The 14,719-nt window shown below is 36.4% G+C and carries 14 protein-coding genes; 1 reads left to right on the top strand and 13 read right to left on the bottom strand.

The window, feature by feature from the left end; translation table 11 throughout:
• Window positions 1–2: 2 nt before the first annotated feature.
• From AACP56_RS02780 to AACP56_RS02740, 9 genes are all read right to left on the bottom strand, one after another.
• Window positions 3–461, bottom strand: a complete 459-nt coding sequence (locus AACP56_RS02780) for a GNAT family N-acetyltransferase (RefSeq protein ID WP_339333663.1) — start codon at window positions 459–461, stop codon at window positions 3–5.
• A gap of 7 nt (window positions 462–468) precedes the next feature.
• Window positions 469–2,943: a TonB-dependent receptor plug domain-containing protein gene (locus tag AACP56_RS02775; protein ID WP_339333665.1), complete on the bottom strand. Its 2,475-nt coding sequence runs from the start codon at window positions 2,941–2,943 to the stop codon at window positions 469–471.
• Between the two features lie 120 nt (window positions 2,944–3,063).
• Window positions 3,064–3,720 (bottom strand): DinB family protein, encoded by a 657-nt coding sequence (locus tag AACP56_RS02770; protein WP_339333667.1) that lies wholly within the window; start codon window positions 3,718–3,720, stop codon window positions 3,064–3,066.
• Window positions 3,721–3,749: 29 nt separating this feature from the next.
• Window positions 3,750–7,418 (bottom strand): phosphoribosylformylglycinamidine synthase, encoded by a 3,669-nt coding sequence (gene purL / locus AACP56_RS02765; RefSeq protein ID WP_339333669.1) that lies wholly within the window; start codon window positions 7,416–7,418, stop codon window positions 3,750–3,752.
• A gap of 126 nt (window positions 7,419–7,544) precedes the next feature.
• The gene (locus AACP56_RS02760) at window positions 7,545–7,916 is read right to left on the bottom strand and encodes a hypothetical protein (RefSeq protein WP_339333671.1); all 372 of its coding nucleotides are present in this window, start codon (window positions 7,914–7,916) and stop codon (window positions 7,545–7,547) included.
• 55 nt (window positions 7,917–7,971) lie between these two features.
• Complete coding sequence (locus AACP56_RS02755; protein WP_339333673.1) at window positions 7,972–8,433, bottom strand: DUF4174 domain-containing protein; 462 nt, start codon at window positions 8,431–8,433, stop codon at window positions 7,972–7,974.
• Entirely contained in the window at window positions 8,434–8,934 is a 501-nt protein-coding gene (locus AACP56_RS02750) for a CIA30 family protein (RefSeq protein ID WP_339333675.1), read from the bottom strand.
• 246 nt (window positions 8,935–9,180) lie between these two features.
• A complete protein-coding gene (locus AACP56_RS02745) occupies window positions 9,181–9,891 on the bottom strand; it encodes a class I SAM-dependent methyltransferase (protein WP_339333677.1) in 711 nt (236 codons plus the stop codon).
• 305 nt (window positions 9,892–10,196) lie between these two features.
• Window positions 10,197–11,414 carry an RsmB/NOP family class I SAM-dependent RNA methyltransferase gene (locus AACP56_RS02740; RefSeq protein ID WP_339333679.1) on the bottom strand — a complete coding sequence of 406 codons (1,218 nt, stop codon included), beginning with the start codon at window positions 11,412–11,414 and terminating at the stop codon, window positions 10,197–10,199.
• A gap of 51 nt (window positions 11,415–11,465) precedes the next feature.
• Between AACP56_RS02740 and AACP56_RS02735 the strand changes: the two genes are divergently transcribed.
• Entirely contained in the window at window positions 11,466–12,551 is a 1,086-nt protein-coding gene (locus AACP56_RS02735) for a WD40/YVTN/BNR-like repeat-containing protein (protein ID WP_339333681.1), read from the top strand.
• A 53-nt stretch (window positions 12,552–12,604) separates the two neighbouring features.
• On the opposite strand, the gene AACP56_RS02730 is transcribed toward AACP56_RS02735, so the two are convergent.
• From AACP56_RS02730 to AACP56_RS02715, 4 genes are all read right to left on the bottom strand, one after another.
• Complete coding sequence (locus AACP56_RS02730) at window positions 12,605–12,955, bottom strand: DUF6515 family protein (protein ID WP_339333683.1); 351 nt, start codon at window positions 12,953–12,955, stop codon at window positions 12,605–12,607.
• Window positions 12,956–13,065: 110 nt separating this feature from the next.
• Window positions 13,066–13,512 (bottom strand): hypothetical protein, encoded by a 447-nt coding sequence (locus tag AACP56_RS02725; protein WP_339333685.1) that lies wholly within the window; start codon window positions 13,510–13,512, stop codon window positions 13,066–13,068.
• Window positions 13,496–14,008: a hypothetical protein gene (locus AACP56_RS02720; RefSeq protein WP_339333687.1), complete on the bottom strand. Its 513-nt coding sequence runs from the start codon at window positions 14,006–14,008 to the stop codon at window positions 13,496–13,498. The genes AACP56_RS02725 and AACP56_RS02720 overlap by 17 nt, the downstream gene beginning before the upstream one ends.
• A gap of 33 nt (window positions 14,009–14,041) precedes the next feature.
• Complete coding sequence (locus tag AACP56_RS02715; protein ID WP_339333689.1) at window positions 14,042–14,584, bottom strand: RNA polymerase sigma factor; 543 nt, start codon at window positions 14,582–14,584, stop codon at window positions 14,042–14,044.
• Between the last annotated feature and the right edge of the window lie 135 nt (window positions 14,585–14,719).

The raw sequence follows: 14,719 nt of genomic DNA, 5'->3' as shown, positions 1-14,719 counted from the left end.
GGTTATTTTCGCAAATGGAGTTTCATTCCTTCATGTGATGCCTTAAAACCTAAATTCTCGTAAAATCGAAGGGCTTCTGGTCGTTTTTTATCGGTGGTAAGCTGAACAACATGGGCTCCCTTAGTTTTTGCTTTGACAATTGCCCATTCAAATAACTTTTGACCTATCCCTTTGCCTCTGTAAGATTCATGTACACGAACGGCCTCGATTTGAGCTCGGATGCCTCCTTGATATGTTAAATATTGGATAAAAGAGAGTTGCAAAGTGCCAATGACTTGCTGAGATTCAGTTTCAATAACGACAAGTTCTTGATTTGGGTCAGCGTTAATATTATCAAATGCCTCATAATAACTATCTGGTAAGGGATTTTGAAAATCTTCCCTAAGCTTGCCCAATTTGTCATTTGAAATCATCTCGACAATTGCAAAAACATCTTTTTTTAGGGCTTTTCGAATTTGCATAATTGGACTATTCGTTAATTCTGACTTCAAAGGACGAAGTAGTTCTTAGTGGCACACCATCAGAAGTAAGACCTTCTAAAATTATTTGATACTCTCCTAAATAATCAGAGGTGTAAAAAGAAACTCTTCCTTTTCCGTCCTCAGTTAGTGTTATGTCTGGTTGCCAATGTAGCGTAGTTCTATAATCTGAGTTACTCTGTTTTGGTATCTTTTTTTGGTATTTTGTGTTGTAAAATCTTTTCGGATAGTCATAACCTGGGTGTAAAAAACTAATGCTTCCATCCTCTTTTGTCTGATTTTTATCAGCTGATGATTCCGTTCCATCTCTCGTAAAAATAGCGATTACACCATTTGCAGCCCTGGATCCATAAATGGCGGCTCTTGGTCCTTTTATGATATCTATGAAATCTATATCACTAGCTAAAATATCAGGGGAACCGTTCAAAGGAGTACCATTTAAAAGGATTAAAGCACTATTATCTCCAGTCAGAGAACTCGCACCTCTAAGAAAAACATTATAACCACCATTTATAGTTGCTCTAACTAATAAACTTGGAACTCTGCCTTGCAAAATTGAAAGGGGGTCTATGTTCTGAAAATCTCTTCCTAATTCTTTAAAATCTACAGTATGTGAAGGTTCTTTGTAAGGCAGACTTTTCCTTTTTCTTTCGAACCTATCCTCAACTTTATTTTTCTTCGCTTTTACAAATACTTCCTCTAATTGTATGGTTTTATTGTTGAACACAAAGGCATCACTTATACTTTGGGCTTTTTTTGAACCCTTATAATAATTTTCTAAATTGTTTATGGATTTTTTGGAAACTGAAACTTTGGGAGAATCGGCGGAGTCAAATAGAATCTTGTAATTAAGGTTTTTTTTCTTTTTGGCATCCCTTACTTCCGCTTTTAAGAATACGGATGTAGTATCCGCAAAATTGAGGTTTGTAAATATGAAATTACCATTCTCGTCCGTTTTAACCTTATCTTGTACTATTGCATCAGTATTTTTTGCCGTTAAAAATATATTTCCCACAAGTGGTTTTTTCAAATCAAAAGAACTTACCAACCTTCCTTTAATATTTATACCATTTTCAGGTTTGAAATGATAATCAGTTTTTTTCGACATGTCTTTTATAAGGTATTGTCGCCATCCTTGTGTTCGCATCAAAAGGTCTAGGTTTTTTTTACGCTGAGGGTCATTAGAATAAAAGTAATAACCGGGCTGCTCTATTTCACCACGTAACTCTGAAGCTAATAAGAGATAGGTTTTAATATCAGTTGAGTGGTATTCATTGGGTATTAAAGCAGTATTGGTTACTGATAGCGATAGTTCAGCTTCAACTTCTTTTTCACCATAGGAATCAATATCTATTTCTAAATTGACCAAAGATTTAGGTTCGTATGAATGTTGCGAGCTAGTTATGGTAGATTTTAAAGATTTTTTTTCATTTATATAGTATAATAACCTTTCTGAAATTGGTGTATTTGTGTTGTTTAGAAGAGTAAACTCAGTGATGCCCTCATTCAAAATATCCTTGGGAACTTTTACTATTGCGGCATTCTTTTTTTTATTGGTGTTTACTTTTGTTTTAAAGACTATCTTTTTTCTTTGTTTTCCAATAACCGAAAAACCATTAATATCTATAGCATTTGTTGCCCTTATTTCTGCTTTATAATAATCTTTGTTATCCGTAACGGTCATAAGCACTCCTTCATTCAAAGCAATTGGTAGTTTGTAGGTAAAAGAAGTTTCTTGATTGTAGATGATTGCACTATAACTATCTCCGTTTTTAGGAATAAAGTGTAGCAATCCCAATCCAAGATGGGAGGAAGCAAATTCTTTTATGAGATTTCCTTTGTCATCGATTATTTTTCCGGAAACGGATATGCCCATACCGTTTGTGTCTACCGCTTTAAAACCAATAGGATTTAAAAATCCATTTACCATGTAGCCTCCTTCTGGAAAGAATTGTACATCAGGTTTTATAACCCCGGTATCGGCAGATGGACTTGTAGTTATGTTCGTTCCATTATTTGCAACATTCACAAAAATCTGTTTTTCGAAAAAATTACTGTTATGAAAATTGCGCATATAATTAGTGTAGGCCCTAACTGTATAGATTCCTTTTTGAGAACTCTGGTTTAATTTAAAATTTCCCGGGGCATTACCATTAGTAAGTTTAATGGTTTTATTAGCTATAATTTTTCCACCTGCATCAATCAATTCTATATATGCAATTTCACTTACAGCATTCAGTTGGTGTGTCTTGCCGTCAACTAAATATGCTTTAAACCATATGTCCTCTCCTGCAGTGAAATAAGTTTTGTTCAAATGAACATATAACTTTTCTATGGGAATTTCTGCATTAAATTGAGCTGGTTTTTCTTTTTGAGAAAATGAATTTTGAAGGGTAAGTAAAAAGAATATGCAAAAGAATTTGGTGTTTGTTTTAAGGAAGTTAAAAGGGCATAGTGGTATCATCTTCCTTAAAGATAAAGAAGATTTTGAGTAAAACCCAGAGAAGTTTCTCTATATATTATAACTAATTATTGTTTCTAAAAATGAAGCCCATTTTTTAGCAGAAGAACTAATAGTTATCGCCTATGCTATTCTCGATTTTATAAATTTGAATTGCCCATTGTGATTGGATTCATGTTCGCAAACATGAAACCACTTACAGTAATTGTTAGTTGGACCCCAAGGGAAGTTCTTGTCTACTGCCATTAACCAATCATCATCACGTTTTTTAAATTCTGCAAGCGTAAAGTCACGTACTTTGGTCATTTCCTCTAGATAGTAATCAAACGGTTTTCCTTTTATTTCTTTACGTGCCTTGGCGCCTAAACCAGAAGCAACGGACCATTTTTCAGAATCTTCTTTGGACCAATCACCCCAAGATTTATTCTCAAAGGTGTGAATTTGATAAAAGCGCTCAGTTGCTGCCAAATGCATTAACATGGCTCCGATGCTATTTGCGTTTTCATCGACCAAATAATCAAGGTCAGATACCCCCATGTTTCTCACAGGAGCGAGAATAACCATGCGCATCCAATTCATCATGGATACTAAGGTGCCAACTTGTGGGGTGTAACCTTCTTTTGGTCCTACAATATTTACATCACTGTCCTGAGTATAATTTGGCAATGGTTCAAGATGAGGTGCTGCCATTACCGCTGTAGTGCCGAAAGCCCCAAGAGTTAATAGTGATGATTTTTTAATAAAATTTCTTCTGTTTACAGAGGGTGTTTGCTCATCCATAGTTTTAGGTTATTAGTTAGACCTATAAATTACGAATTCTTATTCACCCATTCCCTAGCATTAACAAAAGCTTGTAGCCAAGGTGAAACCTTATCATTCCCTCTATCTTTTGGGTAATGTGCCCAGTTCCATGGGAAAATAGAACGTTCTATATGAGGCATGGTCACCAAATGACGACCAGTTTTATCGCAAAGCATGGCCGTATTAAAATTACTGCCGTTAGGATTGGCTGGATATCCTTCATAACCGTATTTGGCTACAATATCATATTGTTCTTCGGAATGTGGTAAGCTAAATTTACCTTCTCCATGTGATATCCAAACACCTAAAGTGCTTCCTTCCATGTTGGAAAGCATTATTGAATTGTTCTTCTGAATTTTCACCGAAGTAAAATTACTTTCATGCTTCCCGGAATCATTATAGGTCATCTTACCATGGGCATCGTGCTCAGGATTTATTAAATCCAATTCCATGAACAATTGACAACCATTACAGATTCCTACTGATAGTGTATCTGGTCTAGCAAAGAAATCATTGATGACTTTATTGGCTCGCTCATTGTATTTTATGGCTCCAGCCCAACCTTTGGCACTGCCCAAAACATCAGAATTAGAGAAACCACCCACGGCACCTAAAAATTGAATGTCCTTTAAATCTTCACGACCAGAAATTAAATCGGTCATGTGTACGTCCTTTACATCAAACCCTGCCAAAAACATAGCATTGGCCATCTCACGCTCGGAATTACTCCCTTTTTCACGAAGGATTGCCGCTTTTGGCTTCTCGACTTCGCTCGAAATGACGGTCGTAGAACCATTAAAATTATCAGGAAAAAAATATTTCAAAAGTAGCGCTTTGTAGTTATTGTAACGGTCTTTCGCCAAACCATTGGCCGTTTGTTTGTTATCCAATAAGTACGAAGTCTTAAACCAAGTATCCCGAAGTGAAGCTACATTTAAGCCAACTTCAACCCCATGGTTTTTTAATCGCAATTCTCCTTCTGAGATTACTTTTCCTAATTTATGGAATTCGACTCCCGCAGCTTCCATCACTTTTTCAGCACTGGTATCTTTTGTTTGGATAACCAGTCCAATGTTTTCAGCAAAAAGGACCTTTATAATATCTTGTTCACCAAGGGATGTTAAATCCAGTTCAGCACCTAAATCGTTATCAGCAAAACACAGTTCTAAAAGTGTAGTTATTAATCCACCAGAACCAATATCATGACCAGCTAGTATTTGTCCGTCTCTAATCAACTGTTGTAACGTATTGAAAGCCGACTTAAAGTAAGTTGCATCTGTAACGCTTGGTGCTTCACTACCAATACTGTTCAAAACCTGTCCAAAAGAAGAACCACCTAGCTTAAAATAGTCTTTTGATAAATTGATATAGTAGATGTCACCGCCACCTTTTTGTAATACCGGTTCTACTACTTTGGTAATATCATTACAATTACCAGCCGTAGAAATCACCACCGTACCAGGAGCGATTACTTCTTGGTCTTTGTATTTCTGTTTCATGGAAAGGGAATCCTTCCCGGTAGGTACATTAATTCCCAATTCAATAGCAAATTCTGAAACGGCTTCTACAGCCTTATACAGACGTGCATCTTCACTAGGATTTTTACAAGGCCACATCCAGTTTGCGGATAATGAAATGGATTGTAATCCATCTTTTAGAGGCGCCCAAACAATATTCGTTAAAGCTTCTGCAATACTATTTCTACTACCAGCGATAGGGTCTATCAAACCTGAAATAGGGGAGTGGCCAATACTGGTGGCAATACCTTCTTTGCCTTTAAAATCGAGGGCCATTACTCCAACATTGTTCAAGGGCAATTGCAACGGACCTGCACATTGTTGCTTGGCTACTTTTCCGCCCACACAGCGGTCCACTTTGTTGGTAAGCCAATCTTTACAGGCCACGGCTTCCAATTGTAAAACTTGCTCTAGATACTCATGAAAATGTTCTAAGGAATATTCCGCATCTTTATATTGGGCTTCGACTGTTGCATCTTCCATAATGGTTTTTGGCGAGCTTCCGAACATATCGGAAAGCGCTAAATCCATTGGTTTATCGCCTTTGGTGCTTGATTCAAAAGTGAAGCGATGTTCACCTGTTACATCTCCTACTTCATACATAGGCGAACGCTCCCGGTCGGCAATGCGCTGTAATAGCTTGGTATCTTCTTGACCAATGACTAGGCCCATACGTTCCTGACTTTCATTACCAATGATTTCTTTGGCGGATAGGGTAGGATCGCCCACGGGCAGTTTATCCAGATCAATATGGCCGCCGGTATCTTCCACCAACTCTGATAGGCAGTTTAAATGCCCACCAGCGCCATGATCGTGAATGGAAACGATGGGGTTGTCATGGCTCTCTACCATGCCGCGAATGGCATTGGCAGCACGTTTTTGCATCTCAGGATTGGAGCGTTGTACGGCATTTAATTCAATGGCAGATTCAAACTCCCCAGTATCGGCACTTGAAACAGCGGCGCCGCCCATTCCAATACGGTAGTTGTCACCACCAAGAATCACAATTTTATCGCCTTTGTTCGGTATATCCTTTAAGGCTTGTTCGGCTTTGCCATAGCCGATACCACCGGCCTGCATGATGACTTTATCGTAGCCAAGGTTTTTATTGCCCTCTTGATGCTCAAACGTGAGTACAGAGCCTGCTATTAGAGGTTGTCCAAATTTATTTCCAAAGTCAGAAGCTCCATTGGATGCTTTGATTAAAATATCCATTGGGGTTTGGTACAACCATTCCCGTGCAAGAAATGCTTTTTCCCATACTCTTTCTTCTTCCAAACGTGAATATGCGGTCATATATACCGCAGTTCCAGCCAAAGGCAAAGAACCTTTACCGCCAGCAAGTCTATCTCTAATTTCGCCTCCCGAACCAGTTGCAGCTCCATTAAAAGGCTCTACGGTTGTTGGGAAATTATGCGTCTCTGCTTTTAATGAAAGTACCGAATCAAATACTTGTTCTTCATAAAAATCAGGTTTGTCGGCGCTCTTTGGCGCAAACTGTACCACTTTAGGTCCTTTTACAAAGGCTACATTGTCTTTGTAGGCAGAAACAATATCGTTGGGATGTTCCGCTGAAGTTTTTTTTATGAGTTTGAAGAGTGAAGTAGGCATTTCTTGACCATCTATCACAAAAGTGCCATTAAAGATTTTATGACGGCAATGCTCTGAATTTACCTGACTAAAACCGAATACCTCTGAGTCGGTAAGCTTTCTTCCCAATTTCTTGGAGAGGTTCTCTAAATAAGTTACTTCATCATCGCTTAAGGCCAGACCTTCTTGCTTATTGTAAGCGGCTATGTCATCAATTTCTAAGATAGGTTCTGGGGTGATATCAATCGTGAAGATATTTTGCCCAAGGCAGCTGTATTTTTGAAAGAGCATTGGGTCAAAATCAGCATAATCACCCGAAACAGCCATAAATTCCTCGATACGGATAATTCCTGTAACACCCATATTTTGGGTAATTTCGGTGGCATTGGTGCTCCAAGGAGTGACCATAGCAGCACGTGGACCAACAAAAAAGGCGTCTAGAGACGCCGCGTTTAGTTTAGGTTGGTTGCCAAACAACCATGATAGCTTTTTTTCGTTTTCAGAGGTGATTTCTTGAGCAGTTTGGACAGCGAAAACTTTGGTCGCCATATCCCCGAAGAAATGAATCATAAGTGCTTATCTATTGAACTGATTAAGAAAACGCAAATTTACGATTTTTTGCTCCTTTTGGAGTAGGAGTTTAAAACAGTTTTTAACGGGTATTGTTGATAGTTTTAATTGGCAATGCTACTTTATCTAATTTGGAAATTTCCCAAACGTTATTCGAGTAGTATCGTTGGTTACCTCAAAACGTATCCAATCATCTAAAGCACTACCATTGGTATAATAGCCTGCCTCTTCTGCAACAATATTTCCGTCTGCTTTAGTATAGGAAAGCATATAAGAACCATCACTTTTATTATTCTTCATAGATAAAAAGCCTTCTCTAGATTCATTCGGAGCAATACTATCATAGGTGACGCTATCTAGATGTTCAGAGGTCGAAATCTTCACATTTGTGATGGTATAGGAAGAGTTATTAATGACCTTATAATCGATGCCCTTTTCCTGAAATAAGAAGCAGGAAGATAGAAAAAGAAGAATACATAAAAGGAGTAGTTTTTTCATTTGCACATTGTTTTAATTGGTCAATTTCTCAGCTATATTAGTTATTCTAAAGAAATCAACCCTTGTTTCTTATTTCTGAACTTCTCATGGGCATAGCATCTATAATATTGAATAGTTCAGAACTTTTTAGAACAGTTTTTTGCCGTAATTTGGTTCCACCATCAAGACCAATAAGTAGGATTTGAAATTTTGAATGCTTTTCTAAATATTCCTTGAACTGCTTTGTTATCGATTGCCAAGATTCTGTATTTTTTTTCTCCAAGTAATTTTTAAGTGTGTATTTGTCTTCAAGAATCTTAAAAATCACTAGTTTTCTTTCTTTAAACTCTTGTTCAAGCCCTACCAATTCTTCAATTTGGGACTTATATTGATTATCAGCAGCATTTGAAGTTTGAATGATTAAAATTCTATTCTTCCATCGATAATCTTCTAAATTTTGGGCATTTAAGGTTGAAATCATTAAAAAGGAAATCAATAGCAATGTAACTTGAAGTATAGGTTTGTTTATTGAATTCATTTATTCTTCGGCCATTAATTTGATGGATTTAAGTAGTAGTTTAAATTCTTGCGGTTTTTTATTACCAATTAAAAAGCGTATTTCTTCGATTGTGTTTTTATCAAAATTGGGCAAATCCAGTCTTCTTCCGCGAAAGGTGGGATAAAGATTTCCTAAAGTAAACGCTATGGTTTGCCAATCACCCGTAGTTTTAAAGTTTGTGATATAACTGTAATAGTCACTTTGCCTGGCTTTTATACGAAACTGATAGTTTTTCCCATCGCCTTTTAGTCTAATCTTAATGATGTTTTTGGGATTAACTTTTAAAGTTTCCATATCATAGCGTACTGAAGAAAAACCACCATTATTTTCTAATGAAACCTTTCCAGAGAACTTTCCATAACCATCTTCGGTTAGGGTGAAGTCTCCATTAGAGCGGCCACCCATGACAACGTCATCAACTACCTGCCAGTTTTTGGAAGTTGGATTTTCCTTAAAGTCAATTATGGTCTGTGCTGTCATCGTTGAGGTAGTTAGTATTATAATATAGAAAACACGTTTTGTCATTCTTAATTTTATACAAATCTACCAGTTAAATCGAAGAATAAAATTAGTCAGTTCGAGTGCTTTTCCAAAGCGGAGTGAATGTAAAAGTGTATCGAGAACGTTTTAAAATTATAATGCTTCTCGATACTAATTTTTTAATGCTTAAAAAACTCACTCGAAGTGACGTCTCAAATTAAATTAAAAACGCTCCACGGTAAAACCCTATTCAGACTTTACAAATACCATACAGTGCTGCCACGGTAGATTGGATATGTTCTCCTTTAATTTAAAACCTACAGCTTTAAGTTCTTTTATAGCATGCGCTTCGGTCATTTTGTGTAATCTTTTGATTGGCACTTTAGGATCTTCGCCTCGGTATTCTATTAAATATAGTTTGCCATTGGAGCGTAAAGCCTTTTTTAGTGAAGCCATCATTTCATAAGGAAAGCTCATTTCGTGATAAACATCAACAATCAGTACTTTATCTACTGAATTAGGTTTAAGATTTACGCTTTTTTCACCACCTTTAACCAGTTCTACATTATCAAATTTGCCAGCTTCTTTTTTATCCATCATTGCAACTAGCATTTCATCTTGAATATCCACCGCATAAATAGTCCCTTCAGTGGCCATCTTTGCCATTTTAAATACATGGTAACCAGAACCAGCGCCAATATCTGCAATGTCATCAGTCTTGGCGATGTTCATGTTTTCTAATAGGGTAGTAGTATTTTCTTCAGCTTCACGTTCATCTCGCTCCAACCAATCCATACCTTGATAACCCATAACGTGGGCAATTTCCCTATCAAAATACCATTTTCCAATCCCGCTATAATCTCCCTTTTTAAAGGTATACTTACTTTCCTGTGCAAAAAGCATGCTTGATGATAATACAAGCAAAACACAAAGGGTTAGTGTAGTTCTTTTAATCATTCCAATGAAATTTACCTTGGATAGGAGTTCTTCGAAAGGTACAAAATAGATAAGTTTCAAAAACCTTAGTCTAATGTATAAATTGAATTAACCAAAAAAGCGCCCATTTGGGCGCTTTTTTGATAAAGTAGGTTTTAAAAATTTGGGTTGTTGCTTTGTCTCCAGTAGGTTAGTATGGATTTGGGAATCATACTGAAACTAACAACACTGTAAATGTATGGGAGTTTATAGTTAATTCTAAATTTATGTTGTGAAACGCCAAAAAATATATGTAAGAAAAAGACTACAATATGTTTAATGTTGTTTTAACTCTTTGTTTTATGTAAAAGAGCCATGTAGAATCCATCAAAACCATGTTCTGAGGCATAAATATTTTGTTCTTTTTCGAAATTAAAGGTTTTACCTTCTTCAGAATCTAAAAAAGATTGTACTTGATCGGAATTCTCTTCAGGTAATATGGAACAGGTGGCATAGACCATTTTGCCTCCTGGTTTTACCATTTTGGAATAACTACGAAGAATATCGTGCTGTACGCCTTTTATCTTTTCAATAAACTCGGGCTGTAACTTCCACTTAGAGTCTGGGTTGCGACGAATAACACCCAAACCAGAACATGGGGCATCCAATAAAACCCGGTCTGCAGAATTGTGTAATTTCTTAATTACTTTGGTTGAATCAATTGCACGACCTTCTACATTATGAACACCATTTCTACGGGTACGTACTTTTAGTTTCTTGAGCTTACTTTCATAAATATCCATAGCTATTAGCTGCCCTTTATTCTCCATTAAAGAGGCCAAATGCAAGGTTTTTCCACCAGCACCAGCACAGGCATCTACTACACGTTGCCCTGGAGCTACCTCTAAAAATGGAGCTACCAATTGTGAGGAAGCATCCTGTACTTCAAAAAGTCCATTTTTGAAAGCTTGAGTTACAAATACATTTTTGCGTTCTATCAACTTTAGAGCATCTTTTACTCCAGAAATGGTTTCAGTTTCTATTTCTTCAGCCTTTAATAACTTTCGAAGCTCTTGTTTTGTGGTTTTTAGGGTGTTTGTCCTTAATATCACCTCTGCTTGTGCATTTAATGCGGCAATTTCTTTTGTCCACAAATCTTTTCCTAGTGCCTTTTCACCACGCTCATCCATCCAATCGGGTATTGATTCCCTAAACTTTCGGATTTTAGAAAGTTCATCAAACCTACCTTTAATACGCCTCACTGGAGTTTCTTCCAGCTGTTTCCAATCTGGTAATTGTATTCCGCGCAACACACACCAAACAGTAAATAATCGAAATAGGTTTTGACGTGAATAAGGAGCATTTACTTCGGCAATTTCGGCATACAAACGTTTCCAACGGACAATATCATAGGTAGTTTCCGCAATAAAGCCACGATCACGAGATCCCCAACGTTTATCATAACGCAGTACTTTTTCAATGACTTTATCGGCATATTCATTTTCATTGAAAATCATGCCAAGGGCATCAATAACAGCAAATACCAAATTTCTGTGTAAACGCATGGTTTTTAAATAAGGGTGCAAAGGTAGGGTTTGTTCCTTATTTTTGGGGTTATGAAACCATACTTCTTTTTTCTGCTTTTTGGCTGTATTTTAATCAGTTGTCAATCCAATCCTGAATCCCATAACTATACTTCAGTAACCATTACTACCATTTTTGAAGATTCCGTAAGCATCCGTGCCATAGAATTTTTAGACTCCAATACATTGGCATTTGCTGGTAGCAAAGGTATTTATGGTACGGTTGAAGCTAATTCTGGAAAAGCCCGAGCTAATAATATGAAATACCACACGAGTATTCCAGAGTTTAGAGCTGTGGCTCATACTTCCACTGACTTTTTTATGCTTTCGGTTGCAAATCCAGCACTACTTTATAAAACAGGCGATAATGGTAAGATGGATTTAGTGTATATAGAAGAAGGTGAGGGGGTATTTTATGATGCCATGAAATTTTGGAATGATAAGGAAGGGATTGCTATAGGTGATGGAGAAGATGGCTGTCTTTCAATCATCATTACCAGAGATGGCGGTCATAATTGGACTAAACTTCCGTGTAATGTTTTACCTGATTTAAGTCCTATCTCCATAAATAATAATGATTCTCATGATGATGTAAATTCTTTTAATGGCGTTGGTGCTTTTGCCGCCAGTAACACCAATATTGAAATATTGGGTGATAACACATGGGTTATGACATCAAGGCAACCTCTTTTATTTTCAAGTGATAAAGGAAAGACTTGGGAGGCAATAATAACACCTATTAATACTCATGAATATTTATACCAAGGAATTTATTCAATTGATTTTTTTGATAAAGATTTGGGGTATGGAATAGGTGGTTCCTTTGATGAACCAGAAGGTAATAGTTCCAATAAAATTATAACAAAGGATGGCGGAAAAACCTGGCAACTTATAGCAGATGGAGAAGCACCTGGTTATAAAAGTTGCGTGCAGTTTGTTCCCAATTCTGGAGGTAAGGATTTAATTTCCATAGGTTTTACAGGGATTGACTATTCCAATGATGGAGGTGCCTCATGGAAGCAACTCAGTGAAGAAGGGTTTTATACAATTCGGTTTTTGAACGATAGTATTGCCTATGCTGCTGGAAAATATCGCATTGCAAGGTTGACATTTAATTAAAAAGGAGCGATGAAAACCGCTCCTTAAACTAACTAACAATATCCAATCCAAAACTAAACGTTCACTACAACGAAATTTCTTCCAGATTTTTTATACCAAACACCTCTATACTTATATAGTTTTCTGCCATTTACAACAACTACTTTATTGCCTCTGGGCAATCTCCTTACCTTAACCCCAACAGGAGCGGCACAAACAACGTATTTTCTACCTCTTGCTTTATACCAAATACCATCGGCGAAATAAAAATTGGTTTTTTTATGTACAACTACCCTAGGTTTTTTAACAGTAGTAACTACCTTTCCATGTTTTGGATAAACTCGAACAACTGTTGTTTGGGCATTCACTGCTATCATTGCTCCAAACAACGCCATTACCACCAGTGTAATTTTAAGATTTTTCATAATGTAGATTTTTATGGATTTCTATAGTTATGACTCTGGTTTTAAAAGATGGTTTAATTAAAAAAGGAGCCAATTGGCTCCTTTTTGATGTTGTTCATCGATTTATATTATTACCGTTGACCTTTTTTATTTCGGTATTGCTGTAACAAGCGTTTTTTAAAGTTATTCTCCGCTCTAAACAACAGGATTATTTTTTTTGAGGATATGACGTTTTGCAAATCACCTATAAATTCTTGCTCTATTTTATGTTTTTCAGTTTGTATTGAAAGATATTCTGACACCAGTTTATCTGCATCTTTATCTGAAACAACTGACATATCTGTTTGGATTCCTTCAAACTCTGCGCGTTCTCTTCTTCTCAATGCTTCCAAGCTTTTATGGTGGGCATTATAAACAGGCCAGAAATTTTGCGCTTCACTACTGGTTAAACCCAATTGCTCAGTTATATAAGCAACCTTTAATGTTTTAATGCGATTACGAACCGGACCTTGTGCTATTATGCTACTGGTCATAAAGGCAAATAAGAGTAGAGGTAAAAGTTTATTCAAATTCTTCATAATCTAAGTTTAAGTCTTCCAATTCATCCACATTTTCATCCAAATACTCTAAAATCATTTCTTTCTCAATATCATTTTCGGTTTCTGTAATATCTAAAATAGCTACATTTTCAATATTTACTACTTCGGCTAATTCATAAGATGTTAATCCCATTTCGTTGTTTTCAAAATAGGCATCTATTTCAGTAGTGGCCAAATCATCGAAACCAAATTCTGGTTGAGTACTCTGATTAAAGAAAAACGCCAACAATGCTATGGCAGCAACTGAAGCCGCTGCGTAGTAATATTTTCTATAACTATACAACTGAACCACTTTAGGTTCAACTTTATGAGCAACCCTTTCGTTAAAAGTCTCAAAATAAGTATCAGGAACCGAAAAACCATCGCTTTTAGGAATAATGGATTCTTCTTTAGCAATTTTGTCCATTAATCTTTCATTAAAGCTTTCAAAATAGCCTTCAGGGGTTTTATGTGGATTTTTGTGGTTCTTTTTCATTACAATACTTTGACTGTTAATTTATTCAAAGGTTTAATCTGCTCTAAGATACGTTTCAATTTTCTTTACTGCTAAATGATAGGATGCCTTTAAACCTCCTACTGAAGTTTCCAATACTTCAGAAATCTCTTCATATTTCATTTCTTGGTAATATTTCATATTAAATACCAATTTCTGTTTCTCTGGTAAGGTTGCTAAAGCTTTTTGTAATTTTAGTTGGATTTCTTCGCCTTCAAAATAAACATCCGCTTCTAATTTTTCTACTAATTGCTCCTGCAGTTGTTCGTTGTTTATACCAAGCTTTCTGGATTTTTGCTTTAAGAAGGTCAATGACTCGTTAGTTGCAATACGATACATCCATGAATAGAGCTTGCTCTCGCCTTTAAAACCATTGATACTTCTATAAACCTTTATAAAAGTATTTTGTAAAACATCATCTGCGTCATCATGGTTTAATACAATTCTACGTATATGCCAATATAAACGTTCTTTATAGGTATTCACCAACACCTCAAAGGCTTTAGCCTGGGTCTTTGAATCCTTTAATTCGCTAACTAGGGTCTCTTCAGCAATCAAAAAAAGCAGCTTTATTTTGTAGTATGACTACTAAAATAAGAAAAGGTTTAGTTTATTAGATGCTAGATGCTAGATGCTAGATGCTAGATGCTAGATGCTAGATGCTGGATGCTGGATGCTGGATGCTGGATGCTG

The organism is Croceitalea sp. MTPC6 (assembly GCF_036985525.1).
GTDB lineage: Bacteria > Bacteroidota > Bacteroidia > Flavobacteriales > Flavobacteriaceae > Croceitalea.
The sequence above is the reverse complement of the archived record's forward strand: the minus strand, read 5'-3'. Positions and strand labels throughout refer to the sequence as shown.

What these genes read in the sequence shown, in the direction of transcription:
- AACP56_RS02780 (WP_339333663.1), bottom strand. Translation starts at nt 461, where the DNA reads ATGCAAATTCGAAAAGCCCTAAAAAAAGATGTTTTTGCAATTGTCGAG.
- AACP56_RS02775 (WP_339333665.1), bottom strand. Translation starts at nt 2,943, where the DNA reads ATGATACCACTATGCCCTTTTAACTTCCTTAAAACAAACACCAAATTC.
- AACP56_RS02770 (WP_339333667.1), bottom strand. Translation starts at nt 3,720, where the DNA reads ATGGATGAGCAAACACCCTCTGTAAACAGAAGAAATTTTATTAAAAAA.
- purL (WP_339333669.1), bottom strand. Translation starts at nt 7,418, where the DNA reads ATGATTCATTTCTTCGGGGATATGGCGACCAAAGTTTTCGCTGTCCAA.
- AACP56_RS02760 (WP_339333671.1), bottom strand. Translation starts at nt 7,916, where the DNA reads ATGAAAAAACTACTCCTTTTATGTATTCTTCTTTTTCTATCTTCCTGC.
- AACP56_RS02755 (WP_339333673.1), bottom strand. Translation starts at nt 8,433, where the DNA reads ATGAATTCAATAAACAAACCTATACTTCAAGTTACATTGCTATTGATT.
- AACP56_RS02750 (WP_339333675.1), bottom strand. Translation starts at nt 8,934, where the DNA reads ATGACAGCACAGACCATAATTGACTTTAAGGAAAATCCAACTTCCAAA.
- AACP56_RS02745 (WP_339333677.1), bottom strand. Translation starts at nt 9,891, where the DNA reads ATGATTAAAAGAACTACACTAACCCTTTGTGTTTTGCTTGTATTATCA.
- AACP56_RS02740 (WP_339333679.1), bottom strand. Translation starts at nt 11,414, where the DNA reads ATGCGTTTACACAGAAATTTGGTATTTGCTGTTATTGATGCCCTTGGC.
- AACP56_RS02735 (WP_339333681.1), top strand. Translation starts at nt 11,466, where the DNA reads ATGAAACCATACTTCTTTTTTCTGCTTTTTGGCTGTATTTTAATCAGT.
- AACP56_RS02730 (WP_339333683.1), bottom strand. Translation starts at nt 12,955, where the DNA reads ATGAAAAATCTTAAAATTACACTGGTGGTAATGGCGTTGTTTGGAGCA.
- AACP56_RS02725 (WP_339333685.1), bottom strand. Translation starts at nt 13,512, where the DNA reads ATGAAGAATTTGAATAAACTTTTACCTCTACTCTTATTTGCCTTTATG.
- AACP56_RS02720 (WP_339333687.1), bottom strand. Translation starts at nt 14,008, where the DNA reads ATGAAAAAGAACCACAAAAATCCACATAAAACCCCTGAAGGCTATTTT.